This is a genomic window from Wujia chipingensis (genome assembly GCF_014337155.1).
Taxonomy (GTDB): Bacteria; Bacillota; Clostridia; order Lachnospirales; family Lachnospiraceae; genus Coprococcus_C; species Coprococcus_C hominis.
Genome location: NZ_CP060632.1, coordinates 1,625,967 through 1,644,610 on the forward strand (window position 1 = coordinate 1,625,967; position 18,644 = coordinate 1,644,610).

At 46.6% G+C, this 18,644-nt stretch carries 17 protein-coding genes; 1 reads left to right on the forward strand and 16 read right to left on the reverse strand.

All coding sequences use genetic code 11. From position 1 onward, the window contains the following. Positions 1–14: 14 nt before the first annotated feature. The 14 genes from H9Q76_RS07600 to H9Q76_RS07670 form a co-directional block, all read right to left on the reverse strand. Positions 15–1,754, reverse strand: a complete 1,740-nt coding sequence (locus tag H9Q76_RS07600; protein WP_118373353.1) for a GH25 family lysozyme — start codon at positions 1,752–1,754, stop codon at positions 15–17. A gap of 58 nt (positions 1,755–1,812) precedes the next feature. Continuing rightward, on the reverse strand, positions 1,813–2,328 hold the full coding sequence (locus H9Q76_RS07605) for a shikimate kinase (protein ID WP_021984448.1): 516 nt from the start codon (positions 2,326–2,328) through the stop codon (positions 1,813–1,815). A 14-nt stretch (positions 2,329–2,342) separates the two neighbouring features. Beyond that, complete coding sequence (locus tag H9Q76_RS07610; RefSeq protein ID WP_021984447.1) at positions 2,343–2,543, reverse strand: DUF6472 family protein; 201 nt, start codon at positions 2,541–2,543, stop codon at positions 2,343–2,345. Continuing rightward, positions 2,543–3,862, reverse strand: coding sequence for a thiamine phosphate synthase (gene thiE, locus H9Q76_RS13830; protein ID WP_147352522.1), 1,320 nt, complete (start codon positions 3,860–3,862; stop codon positions 2,543–2,545). Before thiE ends, H9Q76_RS07610 begins: the two co-directional genes overlap by 1 nt. A gap of 71 nt (positions 3,863–3,933) precedes the next feature. After that, positions 3,934–4,761: a bifunctional hydroxymethylpyrimidine kinase/phosphomethylpyrimidine kinase gene (gene thiD / locus H9Q76_RS07625; RefSeq protein ID WP_118373355.1), complete on the reverse strand. Its 828-nt coding sequence runs from the start codon at positions 4,759–4,761 to the stop codon at positions 3,934–3,936. A gap of 61 nt (positions 4,762–4,822) precedes the next feature. Continuing rightward, positions 4,823–5,251 carry a 3-hydroxyacyl-ACP dehydratase FabZ gene (gene fabZ / locus H9Q76_RS07630; protein ID WP_118373356.1) on the reverse strand — a complete coding sequence of 143 codons (429 nt, stop codon included), beginning with the start codon at positions 5,249–5,251 and terminating at the stop codon, positions 4,823–4,825. 23 nt (positions 5,252–5,274) lie between these two features. Then, on the reverse strand, positions 5,275–6,513 hold the full coding sequence (gene fabF / locus H9Q76_RS07635) for a beta-ketoacyl-ACP synthase II (protein WP_249320887.1): 1,239 nt from the start codon (positions 6,511–6,513) through the stop codon (positions 5,275–5,277). A 10-nt stretch (positions 6,514–6,523) separates the two neighbouring features. Next, the gene (fabG, locus tag H9Q76_RS07640) at positions 6,524–7,267 is read right to left on the reverse strand and encodes a 3-oxoacyl-[acyl-carrier-protein] reductase (RefSeq protein WP_117781377.1); all 744 of its coding nucleotides are present in this window, start codon (positions 7,265–7,267) and stop codon (positions 6,524–6,526) included. A gap of 15 nt (positions 7,268–7,282) precedes the next feature. Then, positions 7,283–8,227, reverse strand: a complete 945-nt coding sequence (fabD, locus tag H9Q76_RS07645; protein WP_117781376.1) for an ACP S-malonyltransferase — start codon at positions 8,225–8,227, stop codon at positions 7,283–7,285. A 70-nt stretch (positions 8,228–8,297) separates the two neighbouring features. Further along, positions 8,298–9,233 (reverse strand): DUF561 domain-containing protein, encoded by a 936-nt coding sequence (locus H9Q76_RS07650; RefSeq protein ID WP_021984440.1) that lies wholly within the window; start codon positions 9,231–9,233, stop codon positions 8,298–8,300. 93 nt (positions 9,234–9,326) lie between these two features. Continuing rightward, a complete protein-coding gene (locus tag H9Q76_RS07655; RefSeq protein WP_117781375.1) occupies positions 9,327–10,268 on the reverse strand; it encodes a beta-ketoacyl-ACP synthase III in 942 nt (313 codons plus the stop codon). A gap of 47 nt (positions 10,269–10,315) precedes the next feature. After that, positions 10,316–11,257, reverse strand: coding sequence for an acetyl-CoA carboxylase carboxyltransferase subunit alpha (locus tag H9Q76_RS07660; RefSeq protein ID WP_021984438.1), 942 nt, complete (start codon positions 11,255–11,257; stop codon positions 10,316–10,318). A gap of 2 nt (positions 11,258–11,259) precedes the next feature. Further along, positions 11,260–12,180, reverse strand: a complete 921-nt coding sequence (accD, locus tag H9Q76_RS07665; RefSeq protein ID WP_249320888.1) for an acetyl-CoA carboxylase, carboxyltransferase subunit beta — start codon at positions 12,178–12,180, stop codon at positions 11,260–11,262. A gap of 47 nt (positions 12,181–12,227) precedes the next feature. Continuing rightward, complete coding sequence (locus tag H9Q76_RS07670) at positions 12,228–12,833, reverse strand: ribonuclease H1 domain-containing protein (protein WP_118670667.1); 606 nt, start codon at positions 12,831–12,833, stop codon at positions 12,228–12,230. Between the two features lie 193 nt (positions 12,834–13,026). Here H9Q76_RS07670 and H9Q76_RS07675 point away from each other — a divergent pair, with 193 nt between their 5' ends. After that, positions 13,027–14,385, forward strand: a complete 1,359-nt coding sequence (locus H9Q76_RS07675; protein ID WP_249320889.1) for an MATE family efflux transporter — start codon at positions 13,027–13,029, stop codon at positions 14,383–14,385. A 39-nt stretch (positions 14,386–14,424) separates the two neighbouring features. Here H9Q76_RS07675 and H9Q76_RS07680 read toward each other — a convergent pair whose 3' ends face one another. Both H9Q76_RS07680 and H9Q76_RS07685 read right to left on the reverse strand, forming a co-directional pair. Next, positions 14,425–16,956 carry a tubulin-like doman-containing protein gene (locus H9Q76_RS07680; RefSeq protein WP_196019746.1) on the reverse strand — a complete coding sequence of 844 codons (2,532 nt, stop codon included), beginning with the start codon at positions 16,954–16,956 and terminating at the stop codon, positions 14,425–14,427. Positions 16,957–17,035: 79 nt separating this feature from the next. Then, positions 17,036–18,631: a peptide chain release factor 3 gene (locus H9Q76_RS07685; RefSeq protein ID WP_249320890.1), complete on the reverse strand. Its 1,596-nt coding sequence runs from the start codon at positions 18,629–18,631 to the stop codon at positions 17,036–17,038. Positions 18,632–18,644 lie beyond the last annotated feature (13 nt).

Below are 18,644 nucleotides of genomic sequence, written 5' to 3' on the forward strand. Positions count from 1 at the left end.
CTGATTTTATGTAATTACTGTGGCACCGCACCACCGACATAAGCCGGCTGACTGGATGCGCCCGGTGCACCAGTTCCTTTCGCTCTTAATACAATCTGGATTGCCTCTAAGCGCTTTGCATGTCCGGTTGTTCCTGCCGGATCGCCATTTTTCGCCCAGCCCATCCAGCCGTATGTCTGGCAATGTACACGATAATACACATCATATTTCTCTGCCAGTGTTCCAGTCAGCTTGATCTGGATTGCCTCCAGACGCTTTGCCTGTCCAATCGAGCCTGCCTGTGCGCCATTCTGACGCCAGCCCTGCCAGCCATAGGTCTGTCCATGCACACGATATACGACATTACCAGACGTCTCTGTCAAGTTCGTGATAGAAATTGATTCCAAACGTTTTGCATGTCCGGTTGTACCGCCTGTCGTACCATCAAAAACGGTACCGGTCCAGCCGTATGTCTGTACATGTGTGTTATATCCAATCAACGGAGACACATACACCTTTGAAGTGTTGCCCGGTGCCATGCCGCCTTTTTCAACAAGCTTAATCTGGATTGCTTCGAGTCGTTTCGCATAATTCGTCGAACCTGCAGTCTGTCCGTTCTTCGCCCAGTCTAACCAGCCATAGGTCTGGCACTGTACACGGTAATAGACATCGTATTGCTCTGCCAGCTGTCCCGTCAACCGAATCCGAATTGCCTCTAATCGCTTTGCAAGCCCTGTCAGACCTGCAATATCGCCATCCATCGTCCAGTCCATCCATCCGAATGACTGACAATGTACCTGATACTCAACGCTTCCCTCGATGCCGGTATTGTTCCGAATCTTGATTGCCTCAAGCCGTTTTGCCTGTCCAACCGTACCACTGATACCACCATCATACGTTTCCTCTTTTTCCCAGCCATATGTCTGAATATGTGTTGCATAGACGATTTTTGCATCCGCTGGAGCAGTCTCCCCGGTTGGTACCGGAATGTTGATTTTCGAAGAGAAGCTTCCATCGGTTGAATAATAGAAGTTCATATCAACACGACCTTCGATGCCCGGAACCGTTCCAGAACTTGTATACTGCCAGTATGAATATGCGCCTGTATAAGTCGCACTTGAATTATACTGTGCCAGCCAGATTGGATATCTGCTGGCGATCGTAGATGCATTCATATCGTTGGTAAGCATTGACTTGTTTGCATACACCATTGGTGTATAGCCTCTTGTTGCCACGTAGCTGCAGAATGCCAGACAGACATTCGTCGCCTGTTCCCTTGTCAGGTTCGCCGTTCTCAGTCTGCCTCCGGTCGGAGAATCACTGGCATACTCAAAGTCCATCGCAATCGGAAGATCGATTGAGATGCCATATGTATGAAGATAGTTGATCGTATACTGTGCTTCCTCTGCGGCTTCCTTCTCTGTGATCGCCTGCGAGAAGAAATAAACTCCTATCTTGATGCCTGCCGCCTTCGCACCTTTCAGGTTCTCCAGTGCACGGGAATCATGGTATAAGGTTCCTGCTGAACCCCAGCCTCGTCCGCCGACCTTGATAAATGCAAAATCAATCCCGGAGGCTTTAACTGCATTCCAGTCAATCTGTTTGTTCCAGGTAGATACATCAATACCATTATAAATATGACAGTTTTTAAACTGCTTTGCATGTGTATAGCCTTCTCCATATGCTTCCGATGTAATCGAAAATGCCATCGTGAAGAACAAAATACACGTCAGTATCCATGCCGTTACTTTGTTGAATTTCTTACGTAACTTCATAAAAGCACAACTCCTTTATCATTTTTTTGCTTTCATTTATCAAAAATACAACCTCATTTTAGCACATCCGCACCGGGTTGTCTACCGCAAGCGCAATCGCCTGTACGCACTGCTCCATTGTCTTCCCATCACATGGAATCGTGAGCTGCGCATATTTCTCATAATATGGTTTGCGCTCCTCGTACAGATCTGCTAATGTCTTTCCAGGCTTCATTGCGATACCACGCGTCGAGATATTATTCACGCGACGGATAATCTCCTCACAGCTTACATCGAGATACACGATCAGTCCCTGTTCGCCTAAATGCTTCATCGCTTCTTCCGAGAAAATCGCACTGCCGCCAGTCGCAATCACGGATGCTTCCGTGTTGATCTCCCGGAGCACCTGATTCTCAATCGCAAGAAATGCATCGATACCCTTCTCGTTGATAATATCGACCAATGTCTTTTTTTCTTGTCGCTGGATCAGCAGATCACCGTCGATAAACTGATAATTGATTGCTTTTGCGAGCAATACGCCGATCGTGCTTTTTCCACTTCCCGGCATACCGATCAATACTATATTTTTCTTCATCTGTTTTTCCTTTCCTACATCTGATGCCTTACAACCCGATACTCATCGCCGTTCTTATAATACGGACAACTATAATGGCTGTCCCCGTACAACCGGGCGATCTCATCCTCGTCCATACTCACGTCACAGACGTATTCCTCATATTCCTCATCATAGATCAGATACGCACATGTATCGCAGCTTGTCTGTATCTCTGTTTTTTTCTTTTTCTCCATTATTCAAGCACCACCTGTTCGTCTGTAATCCGGCAGATCTCTTCCCAGCTGTCCTTTGCCACATCATCATAAACCGCAACCGTCACAAATCCGGCTTTCTTCGCTGTATACATCGCACGTAAGCTGTCTTCAAAAATCACACATTCCACTGGAGTAATCCGCATATTCGCACAGGCAAGCTCATATACGGCCGGTGATTCCTTGCTCGCCCCCGCCATCGTACAGCTGACGATCGTATCAACATCCGCCATAAGCCCGGTCCGTTCTAGTACCATCTCACTTAAATGAATCTCGTTTGCCGTTGCAACCGCCACCTTATAGCCATCCCGTTTCATCCACTTTACAAGCTCGCGGGCATATGGCTTCAGCGGAATCGTATTCCGGTATTCCTCGATCACCATATTCTGGAAATCATTGAAGATCTCCTCCGAAGTCTTCGGGATGTCAAACTGTTCTTTGATGAAGTTCGCCGCCTGAATGAGTGTCATCGTCGCCACCTGATGGTGAAACTCCATGTCCGGATGGATGCCGTACCTGCCGATATATTCCACATCCAGTGTCCGCCACATCGGCATACTGTCAATCAGTGTTCCATCCATATCGAAAAGCACGCCCTTTTTACCCTGTAAGAGTGGCATCAGTTTCTGATATAATGCATCAAACGTTTCTGTCTTTGCAAGCATATCCTTCACCTGTGCCTTAAGCGCTTCGGTCGCTGTCTCAATTTCGTCCTGCGCAAAGATCGCAGATACCACCGCGACACCTGCCACATCGCAACCAACTAACTGATTGATATTCTCCGCACTGACACCCCCGATTGCCACAACCGGAATCTGCACAGCACGGCAGATCTCCCGCAGCGTCTTCAGAGGGAGTGCTGTTACATCCTGCTTGGTCGTCGTCACAAAGACAGATCCAGAACCAAGGTAATCAGCACCCTGTTTTTCCGCAAGCAGAGCTTCCTCTACATTGTGGGCGGATACACCGATGATCGCTGCATCCCCAAGGATAGCACGCGCTTCTTCCACCTGCATGTCGCCCTGTCCTAAGTGTACGCCATCTGCGTGACAGACTTTTGCCAGTGCCACATTATCGTTGATGATAAGCGGTATGCCATATCTTCCCGTCAGCTTTTTGATTTCCTTTGCCTCTGCAAGAAATGCATCTTCGGAAAGCTCTTTTTCCCGCAGCTGCACGATCGTCGCACCACCCTTAATTGCCGCTTCCACCGCATCTATCAGGGTTGCGTATCGTTTCTTATTTACTGATTTTCTATCTGTTACAGCATAGACCTGTAACTGTTCTTTATTTATCTTCATTTTCTGTTTAATCTCCAGATTTTTACCTGACTTTTCTCTTTTACTCTCACGCCATTTTCCCGTAAAAATCGTTATAAAGATCTGACGTTTTCCTGTATCTGCCATCCATGGTCGATTGGCCCACTCCCTCTGCCGAGATCAAGACCTGACGAAAGTGCGCCACTAAGATAACTTTTGGCATAGCTGATACTCTGCGCAACCGAATATCCTTTTGCCAGTCCACACGCAATCGCAGAGGATAAAGTACATCCGGTACCATGTGTATTCGGATTGTCGATACGGGAACCGTGGAACCAGATCACTTCGGTTCCAACCAATACATCGCTGGCATCCTCAATCGCATGTCCGCCCTTAATCAGCACCTGGGAATGAAATCTGTCATACAGGCATCTTCCCGCCTGTTCCATATCCGTTTTGGACTGAATCGTCATTCCCGTAAGCAGCTCTGCCTCCGGGATATTCGGCGTGATCAGTGTCGCAAGTGGAAGAAGCATCTCTGTCAGACAGGAAATCGCATCTTCCTTTAACAACCGGCTTCCGCTTGTTGCGACCATCACCGGATCTACGACTATATTTTCCGCATGCCAGTCTTCAAGTGCTTCCGCGATTGTATTTATCAAGGCTTTATCGGATACCATGCCAATCTTCACAGCTTTTGGCGAAATATCCAAAAACACTGCATCAATCTGCTTCCGCAGAAATTCCGGTGTCACATCCATAATACCGGTAACTCCCATCGTGTTTTGCGCAGTCAGTGCTGTGATGGCTGACATACCATAGCAGTCATTTGCAAGCATCGTCTTTAAGTCTGCCTGTATGCCCGCACCACCGGAGCTATCCGAACCTGCAATAGAAAGCACCGGAGCAAGGCTTCGATTGGTTAATTTCTTCTCATCCATCTATTTGTTTAACTCCTCAAAAAATAGAGCTGTCAATGACAGCCCTATTATTATACACGATTTATGCGCCTACGACAAATGTAAGTTCTGCCGTTACAGCAACTTTTCCATCTACCTTTGCGACAGCCTTTCCAGAACCGATTGGTCCCTTCTGGTCTATGATCTCGCATTCCATCTCGATTACATCGCCCGGCGTGATCTGCTTTTTAAATCTCGCATTCTTGATGCCACCGAAAAACGCAGTTTTTCCTTTGTGCTCTTCCTCGGACAAAATTGCAATCGCACCAACCTGTGCGAGCGCCTCGATCACGAGTACGCCCGGCATGACATGCTGTGTTGGAAAATGTCCCAGAAACTGCATCTCATTCACGGATACACACTTGACACCTTTCGCCCACTTTCCCGGCTCAAAATCTGTGATCCGGTCGACTAACTGGAACGGATAACGATGTGGCAAAATCTCCTGTATCTGATTTGAATTTAATTCCATCTTCTTCTCCTTCGTCCTGCAATCTACGCTTCAAACTTCTTCAGCAGAATACTTGCGTTGTGTCCACCAAATCCAAGGGAGTTGGAAAGCGCATACTCTACCTGTACATTTCTTCCTTCATTTGGAACGATATCCAGATCACACTCTTCATCTGGCACCTGATAGTTGATCGTTGCAGGAATAAATCCATCATGCAATGCAAGTGCTGTGATTACAGCTTCTACGGAACCACTACCACCGAGCAGATGTCCGGTCATAGACTTTGTAGAGCTAACCATCAGCTTGTATGCATGCTCACCAAATGTTGTCTTGATCGCCATTGTCTCGCCTGCATCATTTAAGTGTGTGGATGTACCATGTGCGTTGATATAACCAACCTGCTCCGGCTTGATACCTGCATCCTTCACTGCCATTGCCATACAGGCTGCTCCACCTGCTCCATCCGGACATGGGGCTGTGATATGGTATGCATCACAGGTTGCACCGTATCCTACAACCTCGCCGAGGATTTCCGCACCTCGCGCCTTCGCATGCTCATACTCTTCTAATACAAGTGCACCGGCACCTTCACCCATGACGAAACCGGCACGCTCCTTATCAAATGGAATTGAAGCACGGTTCTTGTCTGTTGTTGTATTTAATGCCTGCATCGCTGTAAATCCACCGATTGCCATATCGGTAATTGCTGCCTCAGAACCACCACAGATCATAACATCTGCATATCCGTCACGGATATAATGGAAGCTGTCTCCGATTGCATTGTTACCGGATGCACAGGCTGTTACAACGGAAGAACAGATGCCCTTGAAGCCAAAACGGATCGCAATGTTTCCAGCACCCATGTTCGCGATTGTCATCGGAATATAAAATGGGGAGATCTTGTCGAAACCACGTCTCTCGCCAGTCTGGTAGTTTTTCTCTGTGACTTCCATGCCGCCGATACCGCTGGAGAAGATGACTCCACATCGCTCTGCATCTTCCTTCTCCATGTCCAGACCACTCTGCTTAAATGCCTCGTCAGCTGCAACAACTGCATACTGTGCGTAGCGGTCCATACGTCTGGCATCCTTCTTGTCGATTACAGCTGTTACATCCAGATTCTTTACCTCTCCGGCAAGCTTCACTGCATGGTTCGTCGTATCAATTCTTGTAATCTCATCAATTCCGCAGACACCTTTTTTTACATTATCCCATGTTGTCTCTACGTTATTTCCCAAAGGGTTTACAGTTCCTAAACCTGTAATCACAACTCTTCTGCTCATTTTTTCCCTCCTACATTGCCATACCGCCATCTACACAGATGACCTGACCGGTAATATAACTTGCATCATCACTTGCCAGAAAACGGACAAGATTTGCAACATCTTCGACCTTGCCAAGCTTCTTCATCGGAATACTCTTTAAGTTCTCTTCCACAACAGCCTCCGGCAGCTTTGCTGTCATATCTGTCTCAATAAATCCCGGTGCCACCGCATTCACGGTAATGCCACGGGAACCGATCTCCTTCGCAACAGACTTTGTCATACCGATCAAGCCTGCCTTGCTGGATGCATAATTGACCTGTCCGGCATTTCCACGGACACCGACCACGCTGCTGATGTTGATAATGTGTCCACGCTTCTGCTTGAGCATGATCTTTGATACATGCTTGATACACAGAAATGCACCCTTTAAGTTCGTGTCAATGACCTGCTCGAAATCTTCCTCCGTCATCTTCAACATCAGGTTATCCTTCGTGATACCTGCATTGTTGACAAGAATATCAATGCTTCCGTACTCTTCCTTTACCTTTGTCACGAGTGCCTGTACATCTTCATTTTTTGCAACATCTGCCTGAATGGCGGATGCCTTCACACCATATGCCTCACACAGCTTTACTGTCTCTTCGGCACCAGCTGCGCCATGTGCATAACAGGTTACGACATTGGCACCTGCCTCTGCAAGCGCAACACAGATTGCACGACCGATTCCACGGCTTCCGCCTGTGACAATGGCTGTTTTATTCTCTAATGTCATAGATTCCCTCCAAATTTACTTTCCAAGTGCTTCTAATAATACATTTAATGAATCGATATCTTCTACTGAATAAGTAGCAAAGCTGCGGTCGATCTTCTTTACGAATCCGGAAAGTGTCTTACCCGGACCAACCTCGATAAAGGTATCAACGCCCTGCTCGATCATGTACTTGATAGAATCTTCAAAATATACGCTGCTCTGTACCTGTGTCTCAAGCATCTGAGGAATTGTCTTATCTGCTGCAAGCTCCTTACCGGTTGCATTGAACAGAACAGGGAACTTCATCTCACCGAAATGCTCGGTCTTGAAACGCTCTGCAAGCTTGTCACCAGCCGGCTTCATCAGAGATGTATGGAATGGTCCGCTGACTGCAACAGGCACGATTCTTCTTGCGCCCTTCTCCATCATCAGCTCTCCGGCTCTTGTGATAACCGGTGTATCACCAGATACAGTCACCTGAACTGGTGTATTATAATTTGCAACCTCTGCGATATGGAACTCGCTGTCTGCAAATTCTTCCTCTGCCTGCTTACAGCATGCCTTGATCGTCTCACGGTCAAGATTCATAACTGCGATCATACCAGTGTCTCTGCCTGTCACTGCCTCTTCCATGGATTTACCACGATATGCAACAAGGTCGATGACCTGCTGCTCCTCGAATACACCTGCCGCATAGAGTGCGGAATACTCACCGAGTGAAAGTCCGGCTGCGATCTCCGGTACGATACCCTTTGCTGCAAGAATCTTTGTCACACCAACCGCAAAGGCAACCATACATGGCTGTGTGTATCTTGTCTGTCCAAGCTTCTCGATTGGACCATCGAAACAACATTCCTTCACGTCAAAATCAAGCTTTACATTGTCAAATACCTCGCGGAACTCTGGATATGCCTCATAGAGATCTTTTCCCATTCCGACATGCTGTGCACCCTGTCCAGCGTATAAAAAACCGATCTTCATAATTTCCTCCTGCTTATCTATGATTATTCTATCAATTTATGCCGTCACGCATTCGCGTGCCTTATCTTATCTAAATGCCCTCACTGTTCAGCTTTGCAAGCTCTGCAAGGGAATCCTCATACAAGCCCTTCAAGATCTCTGCCACCGGCTTGATCTCCTTTACAAGACCACAGACCTGACCAGCCATCAGAGAACCGTTCTTTGTATCGCCATCTAAGACAGCCTTGCGGAGAGAACCAAGTGTAAGCTGCTCTAACTCTTCTCTTGGAACACCCTTGCCTTCCATCTTCAGATACTCACGTGCCATCTGGTTTTTGATTACCCGCACCGGAGCACCACTGGATCTGCCAGTCACTGCTGTACCGTTATCCTTCGCCTTGATGACTGCTTCTTTGTAATTGATATGGATCGGACATTCTTCACTGGCAAGTAATACCGTTCCGATCTGTACGCCGATTGCGCCAAGTGCAAATGCTGCAACCATCCCTCTGCCGTCTGCGATACCACCGGCTGCGATAACCGGGATATTAACTGCATCGACAACCATCGGTACAAGTGTCATCGTTGTCATCTCACCGACATGTCCGCCACTCTCGCCGCCTTCTGCGATCAGGGCATCCACACCCATACGCTCCATACGCTTTGCGAGAGCAACACCACTGACAACCGGGATAACCTTTGTGCCAACTGCCTTCCAGTCAGCCACATATTTCTCCGGGCTTCCGGCTCCGGTTGTGATTACATCAACCTTCTCTTCCACCAACATCTTTGCGATATTGTCGACATCCGGATTCATCAGCATCAGGTTTACACCAAATGGCTTATCGGTCAAAGCACGGCACTTCTTGATCTCCTCACGGATACGCTCTGCGTCAAATCCGCCGGATGCGATCAGTCCCAGTCCGCCGGCATTGCTGACAGCGGCTGCAAACTCGCCAAGTGCGATATTCGCCATTCCACCCTGAATAATCGGATACTTGATTCCAAGGAATTCATTTAATCTCATCTTTATCCTCCTCACACTATGCCCAAATTTATATTTCATAATTGTGCTACTCATAAGCACAGTAGCTTCAATAATTGATCTGATACAAATTTATCAGAATTCCAGATACGCACCGCCCCATGTCAGACCGCCGCCGAATCCTACACAAATAAGCTTCATACCCGGTTTGATTATGCCCTTCTGGTTCATCTCAGAAAGTGCGATTGGAATACTTGCAGAACTTGTATTTCCATACTCATCCAGATTGATATAGAACTTGTCCATGCTCTGTTTACATTTCTTTGCCACGGACTCAATGATACGCTTATTTGCCTGATGGCAGACATACAGATCAATATCATCGGCTGTCACACCAGCCTTCTCCAGAAGCTGCATAACTGTCTTCGGAACAGTACTTACCGCAAACTTGAACACTTCACTGCCAAGCATGCTGACGTGACGTGGCTGCAGATCTTCGTTGCTGCATTCCAGTACAACATCATCGCCCTTTGCACCAAGGATGCTGAAATAGCGGTGTGTATCAGAAAGCTCTACGACTGCGGCACCTGCACCATCACCAAACAGGATACAGGTACTTCTGTCATTCATATCCAGAATCTTGGACAATGTCTCACTACCGATAACCACGCCATATTTCTTATCGCTCTGTAACAGCATGCCTCTTGCAATCTGTACACCATACATGAATCCGGAGCAGGCTGCATTGATATCGAAACACGGAATATCCTGTGGAAACTCCAATTCTTTCTGAACCATACATGCCACCGAAGGTGTCATATGATCCGGGCGGATCGTTGCTACGATCACAACGCCGATCTCAGATTTGTCGATGCCTGCATCCTCGATTGCCATCTTCGCTGCGGCAATCGCCATATCCTGATTCTTCTCTTCTGTAATAAAATGTCTTCTGCGAATACCGGTACGGCTGGAGATCCACTCGTCATTTGTATCTACAATCTTGCTTAAATCATCATTTGTCACTACGTGTTCCGGAGCATAATGCCCCATACCTACAATATGTAAGCCCTCTTTCATCTTATCTTTCCTCTTACTCTCTGTCACTCTCTTCCTGCACAGTCATCTTAGATCACATGCAGGTATTTATTATCGATCGTTCTGAATTTCTTATAACGATGCTTTGCAACTTCATCCGGGTTCATCTTGATGTATTTGTCAAGCTCCTTCTTGATCGCGCGGTCAGTTGCCTTGAATACAACCTTATGATTCAGATGTGCACCGCCGATTGGCTCAGGAATGATATCGTCGATCACACCGAACTCCTTCAGATCCTGTGCAGTCAGCTTCATCATCTCGGCAGCCTCTTCACTGCGGGAAGAATCCTTCCACAGAATGGACGCATAGCCCTCTGGTGAAAGGATGGAATACACGGCATTCTCAAGCATCAGCACACTGTTTGCCACGCCGATGGCAAGTGCACCGCCGGAGCTTCCCTCTCCAGTTACAACGGCGATTACAGGCACCTTCAAAGCACTCATCTTCGCAAGGTTTACCGCGATGGCACTACCCTGTCCGTTGTTCTCTGCTTCCAATCCCGGATATGCACCCGGTGTATCAATAAATGTAATGATCGGTCTGCCGAACTTCTCTGCCTGCTTCATCAGACGCAGTGCTTTCCGGTAACCCTCCGGTCCCGGCATACCGAAATTACATTTCAGATTCTCTGCCAGATCGTTTCCCTTACGATGTCCGATCACCGTCACAGGGATTCCATGATAGGTTGCAATACCGCCATAGATACTTGCATCCTCCTTACCAAGCGCGTCCCCTTTTTGCTCAAAGAAATCATCAAAGATCGCATCAACATACTCTGTGATCTTCGGACGCTTCTTGTGACGTGCCAGATATACCTTATCATGGCTGTTCAGATTCTTACACATATGTATCAGGTCATGACGTTCCCGCTTCAGGACATATACCTTTGCCTCATCTACCAGATCACTCGCCATGATCTCTTCAATCTCTTTATCGATTTCCGCAATTCTCTCATCTATCTCTTTAATCATGATTATCTTCCTTTCTTCGCATGTAAACGTAAAATATGGGAGATGACTTCCCGCATCTTATCTCTCGGCACGATCTGATCGACAAAGCCATGTGCCATCTGGAACTCCGAACGCTGGAATCCATCTGGAAGCTTCTGTCCGATCGTCTGCTCGATTACACGCGGTCCGGCAAATCCGATCAAAGCATCCGGCTCTGCCAATGTAATATCGCCTAATGTTGCGAAGCTGGCGGTAACACCACCGGTTGTCGGATGTGTCAAGTAGGAAATGTACAATCCACCATGCTCACTGAACTTCTCAATCGCTGCACTCGTCTTCGCCATCTGCATCAGGGATAAAATACCCTCCTGCATACGCGCGCCGCCACTTGCGGTAAATATAATAAGTGGAAGATGTTTCTTGTCTGCATATTCCACTGCATTTGTAACCTTCTCACCAACAGCCATACCCATACTTCCCATCAGGAACTTGCTGCTCATGACTGCAATGACTGCTTCATTTCCGTCGATCTTACCAACACCGGTATAGACCGCTTCTTCAAGTCCTGTCTTTTCCTGCAGGCGCTCGATTTTCTCTTCGTACTCCGGCATATCCAATGGATTGGAGAATGCAACCTTACAGCGAAGTGGCTTGAATGTACCCGGATCCACCAACAGCCGTACCCGCTTCTCTGCAGAAACCACATAATGGTATCCGCATGCGATACATACATTGTAGTTGTCCTTGATTGCAGACTTCTTAAATTCCTGCTTACATTTTGGACAAACTGTCACTTCTTCCTCTGCAGTAGCTGCCGTCTGCTCCGGTGCCACCTTAGCTTCTGCCTTCGGTGCTTCCTCTGCCATCGGTGCTTCTGTCTCTACCACATTATTTTCCACTGGTTCTTCTTTCTTCCGAAATAAATTACTCATCTGAAATTTCATCTTTCATCTCCACTTTTCTTTATCTTAAATTTAATCTCTCGCGTACGCTATCCGGTGATGCCGACTGCCTCCTTTGCAAGGCGGTCCGCTTCCTCGTTGCCTTCCACACCGGAATGCCCTTTTACCTTTATAAATGTGACACGGATCTTGTCCTGTACCTGCAGCATATAGTCGTAATATGCAATCGTTCCGGTCTTGTTCCGCTTCCAACCTCCGGTTGCCCACATCTCGATTCCAAGATAATCATAATAAATCGCCAATTCTGGTAATCCTTTTTCCACTGCAAGCTTCACTGCCGCCATCGCGCCCAGTATCTCACCTGCCACGTTACGCATGGATGCCATCTCCGGATCATCACCATGTCCCTGCAGGACATACCTCTCACCATGATCCATCAAAAATCCACCATACCCATATACCTGTGTGGCACTGTTGTAAGAACCATCCACAAACGCATATACCATATTCTCATCGGTATGCTTTGATTCTTCCGTCACACATTCTCTGCCTACAAATGCCTCCGCCTCCTGTCTCGTCGGAAAGCTCTTGTATATTGCTCCCGGAAACCCTTTCACAAGCGGTTCGCAGGCAGACCATGTTTCATATACTCCCGGTCGAACACCTCTTTTCACAGCATAAAATTTCTTTGCCATTTCATTGCCTTTCTGACCTATAGTTATTCACAGTCTTTTACATTATAGTACATTTTCATAACAAATGCACTTCTTTTTTACTTTGCACGAAAAAAAGTGCACAAATTCGATCTTTTCATTGAATCTCACTTATTCATATGTTAGCATATATATTTGTCTATTAAAATGATTACAAACAATAAGGAGAACGATTATGCAACAGAATACAACTGAAATTTTCAGGGATGCTCCGGTTCCAAAAGCCGTGTTAAGCAATGTCATCCCTTCGATCATCAGCATGATTATGGTTCTGATCTATAATCTCGCTGATACATTTTTTATTGGACAGACAAAAAATGCACTGATGGTTGCTGCTGTGTCGGTCGCAACCCCAGCTTTCCTGTTATTTATGGCCGTCGGTATGTTATTCGGTATCGGCGGAACGTCCTTTATCTCCCGTATGCTTGGGGAAGGTCAGGAAGAACGCGCAAAGCATGCCTCCGCGTTCTGCTTCTGGACCGGGCTGGCTGTAGGAATTATATCCATGATCTTAATTGTAATTTTTGCAGAACCTGTCTGCAAAGCAATCGGTGCAAGTGCAGATACGGTAGAATATGCAACACAATATCTCCGGATTGTCGCCATTGGAATTCCGTTTCTGATCATAAGTAACGCATTCAGTAACATCATCCGTTCCGAAGGACGCGCGAAGACTGCAATGTCCGGTATGATCATCGGAAATATGGCAAATGTAATATTAGACCCGGTCATGATCTTACTTCTCGGCTGGAATGTTGCCGGTGCTGCGATTGCAACCGTCATCGGAAATATTTTATCCGCAGTCTTTTATGTATCGCATCTTCTGTCAAAAAAATCACAGTTATCGATTCGGTTACAGGATTACAAAGCAGGGGACAAAATTGCGAGTTCCGTATTTGCCATTGGTATCCCTGCATCACTAAACAGCGTGCTTATGAGTGTCAGCAATATTTTCATCAATAATCTGATGGCTCACTATGGAGACATGGCAGTTGCCGGACTTGGTGTCGCCATGAAGGTTAACATGATCGTTGTCATGCTGTTGATCGGTCTTGGAACCGGAATCCAGCCACTACTTGGCTACTGCTTCGGTGCCGGAAACCGGAAACGGTATTTTGCCGTATTGAAGTTTTCCATTTTACTTGCATTTATATTAAGTGCAATTATGACCTGCGTCTGCTACTTTGGTGCAAATGGATTGGTCAGTGCCTTTCTGGAAGATGCCGACGCTTATGATTTTGGATTCCAGTTCTCCCGTATTTACATTTTATCTGGTCCGATTCTTGGACAGTTATTTGTATTTATCAATGCGATCCAGTCGACAGGTGCTGCACTCCCTTCCCTGATTCTTTCAATCAGCCGGCAGGGACTTTTATACTTACCAATCTTGTTTATTATCAACGCAACAACGGATTCCGCCAGACTGCTTGCATTGGCACAACCGGTCACGGATTACCTTGCAACTGCACTTGCAATCATCCTGTTCGTGATCACCTGCAAAAAATATTTTCCGAAGAAATCATCAATAGAATAAAGAAAAAAGATGCTGCAATTTCTTGCAGCATCTTTTTTCTTATGCAACGCCCGGAAACTCCGTCTTCATATCTTTATTCACTTCATCAATATGTAATCCGAGATAGCTGTCCGGAACTACCTCATATGCCTTCCGCATATCGTCGATACAAGCCATCATCGAAAGCGGAACTCCGATGTACATATCGTCCACAGAGATTGCCACATCACCAGTATTCAGGGAGATATTGTTACGGTCTTCCTTGTACGGTGGTGCTGTCAGAAGCCTTGTCACCGCCTCACTGAAGAACGGCATGATCGCCGGAAGGGAAATATACTTATGATTCGTGATATTTACCTTAAATCCAGGCTTTAAGATACACAGTTTCTTCTTCGCCGTCTTCTCACTGGCACCTTCCACAAATGCCTTTGCAGCCCTATCCATGATCTCTGCACGCGTCTCATTTGTCGGAGACACAAACATCATGTTAAGCTCTGCCAATGTCGGGCGCTTATCTGCAAATGCAACGGAGATCATCTTCTCTGGTGCATACATACCGACACCGATCAGAATGTTCTTATATACCCGCTCCATCTCCTGTTTTACAGGTACGATACGTCCATTATCAATATTTGATTCATTATCCGCGAGCAACTTTACGATACCCTTGTACAACTCATCGACACGATCCTGTGTGATGTAATCAGACGGCAGATACTCCTGCTGCTTTGCATCCTTTAACAGGAATCCGGTAATCCGCTTTCCATTTGCTGCGAGATCCTCCACAGCATTCTTCAGATCCTCGTTAAACTGTGCATACAACTCTTCGAGTCGCTCTGCCTTTGCCCGCAGGAATCGGGTAATATCTCCAAACATATCCTGATCGCTCATACCTTCGATCAGCATATTCCGCTGCAAGGTCAGACATTCTTTGATACATGCATCATAGTAACCATTCTCTGTCTCACGCTTTGCCGATGGGAACGTAAAGAACCGCTTTGCTACGATGTCCTTGATTGACTCAATAATACGGCTGTATTCACCAGTTGGCTGATACTGCTTCATCAGTCCGGAAAGCCGGTCAATATCTGCGATCATGCCACGGTCTTTCTCACTGCTTCCGATACCGCCACAGCCGATGATATCCATGACTGCATATGGTCCCTTCTTCTGCATAAACCATTCCAGCTCTGCATTCAATGTATCGAGTACATGATTCTTCAGAGACTTAATCATGATTGGAATACGGTCTTTCATAGAAGTAAGCTGACGCCCCATATTCTCACGCAAGCCATCCTGATTCTTCTTAATCATCTTATAGACTGGCTTCTCAAACTGCTTGATTGGGATGATTCCATTTACTGAAAGTTTGATCTCATCGCCCGGTTTTCCAGTCAGGAATGCATCTAACTCTCCAAACACTTTCTGTCTCGATTCCTTTGCCTGCGGATCGTCCTCTGACAGCTCGTGCAGTTTCTTATATGCCTCTGCAAAAATCTCATACTCACAGATATTCTCAATCTGCTTAATCGGAATCTTATAATCTGATTCGTTGATGATCTTGTAATAACCACGGTCATCCATATCGAAAAATACATCGCGCAGCAATTTGCCCTTCTCGCCATCGCCGCCCTGTCCGACATGCTTGACAGAAGCGAGCTTCGTCAGGAAATATGCCACATCACTATATATTACGCCATCTGGAATATAGCCCTGCTCGTCCTTCTTGCCGGATATCAGCAGACAGGCATCAAATATATTCTCACGGATTGTAAGCTTGTGTGTCGTGCTCTCAAATATATAGCGTTCATCCTTGTCCTTACTTGTAAGCCGCATATAATAATCGACTTCCTTCAAGGTTGCATAGCCATTTGCATTTAAGTTTGCAAGCAGATCCGGATTGGATACGATCTCACGCTTGCTGTAAAGTACATCTGGCATCAGCAGGCAGGCACCCACACGCACATCATTCCACTTCTTAGAACGGATATAGGCTCGGATATTATAGGTAAGATCTGTTAGGATACCACCACTTGTACCGCCAGCGACGCCCGACACGATAATGATATCGAGCTTGCCTGACTTCGAACGGGTATGTGCCTCCTCAAGCTTATCAAACAGCAGGACACGCATGTCCTCATATGCATTGGAAAACATCAATCGTCCAATCTGACGGTTACCCTTGGCTCCATCCGTATCAATGTTGATCTGTGGGAAATCCTCACGCATCCAGTTTGCAAGGTTTGGATGTACCGGATTTTCCTTGATGCCTTTGACCAGAAGATTCTCCAGATTTGGTCGGTAGATACTGATGATCTCGGTTGCATTTAAGCCAATACCGTCCCGGCTTGCCTCGATCATATTCTCCATCGCCGGGATATCAGAATCAACCATCAGATACTGGATGTTATCGTCCGGTGTGATCTCTCCCATCAGCATCCCCTTCATATCGCAGACAACCTGACTGCCCATGCCGCCAAGTCCGATGACAAGCAGGTCACCATTATAACGCTGCTCGTTGTCCAGCTTCTCGAAGATACGAATGTCTTTTAACTTTGTAAATTCCTCTTTTTGTGTGTCAATTAAAATCATGTTACCTTCTCCTTTTATATCAACGCTTCTCCCAATATTGATACAATTTTAAACCCCGGATTCACAATTCATTGATTCTCTAGTTCTTGCGGAATTCTTCTAATTCCAGTCCCTCGTTATGCTCCAGCATCAGGCGGATGGACCATTCATTTGCAAACAGCAAAAGTGGATTGTCCTTCATATCCTTTACCTTCTTGCAGTCGCTGATTCTCGACAGTTTATTCAGATCCGTTGTAGGATCTTTTACCCATCGAATATAATTATATGGAAGCGGCTCCAGCCGGATATCACATCCATATTCATTTTCCAGTCTGTATTTCAATACGTCAAACTGCAGCACACCAACCACGCCGACAATGATCTCGGACATTCCAAGTGTATAATCCTGAAACATCTGAATCGCACCTTCCTGTGCGATCTGTGTAACACCCTTGATAAATTGCTTACGCTTCATCGAATCAAGATGCACCAGTCTGCAGAAATGCTCCGGTGCAAACGTCGGAATTCCCTCGTACTGGAATTTCTTTCCCGGCGTACATAACGTATCTCCGATGGAGAAAATACCCGGATCAAATACACCAATGACATCACCGGCATACGCCTCGTCGATGACCTTACGATCCTGTGCCATGATCTGCTGTGGCTGGGATAGTCGAAGCTTTCTGCCACTCTGCACATGATAGACCTCCTTTGTCGCATCGAACTTACCAGAGCTGATCCGCATAAATGCGATACGGTCATGATGTGCCTTGTTCATGTTCGCCTGAATCTTGAACACGAAACCGGAAAATGGCTCTGTGATCGGATCGATCAGACCTGCATCCGACATACGTGGAAGCGGGCTCTGTGTCATCTTCAGGAAATGCTCCAGAAATGTCTGCACACCGAATGTCGTCAGTGCGGAACCGAAGAACACCGGAGATAACTCACCCTTGTCCACCAGCTCCTGATCGAACTCATCGCTCGCACCATCCAGAAGCTCGATCTCGTCCATCAGCTGTGAATAAAGTTCATCGCCGACAGCATCTTTTAGCGCCGGATCTGTCACATCGTAATCTGTCTCTGCCGCCGACTTCGCACCGCCAACAGACACTGCCTGAAACATCGATACTTTCTTTGTATCCCGGTCATAAACACCCTTGAAACGCTTTCCTGCACCGATTGGCCAGTTGATCGGACATGTCCGGATTCCAAGAACATTCTCGATCTCATCTAAAAGCTCAAACGAATCTCTTGCTTCAAGATCCATCTTGTTGATAAATGTAAAAATCGGAATATGGCGCATCACACAAACCTTAAACAGCTTGATTGTCTGCGCCTCTACACCCTTTGATGCGTCGATTACCATGACCGCGGAATCTGCCGCCATCAAAGTACGATAGGTATCCTCCGAGAAATCCTGATGTCCCGGTGTATCCAGAATATTGATACAATATCCGTCATAATTAAACTGCAACACGGATGAGGTAACGGAAATACCTCTCTCCTTCTCAATCTCCATCCAATCGGAAACTGCGTATTTGGAATTTGCTTTTCCCTTTACCGAACCGGCTGTATTGATCGCACCTCCATAGAGCAGAAACTTCTCTGTCAGAGTCGTCTTACCGGCATCCGGGTGGGATATGATCGCAAATGTTCTTCTCTTCTTAATCTCTTCTTCTAATGATGCTCCCATCTGTTCCTCCACC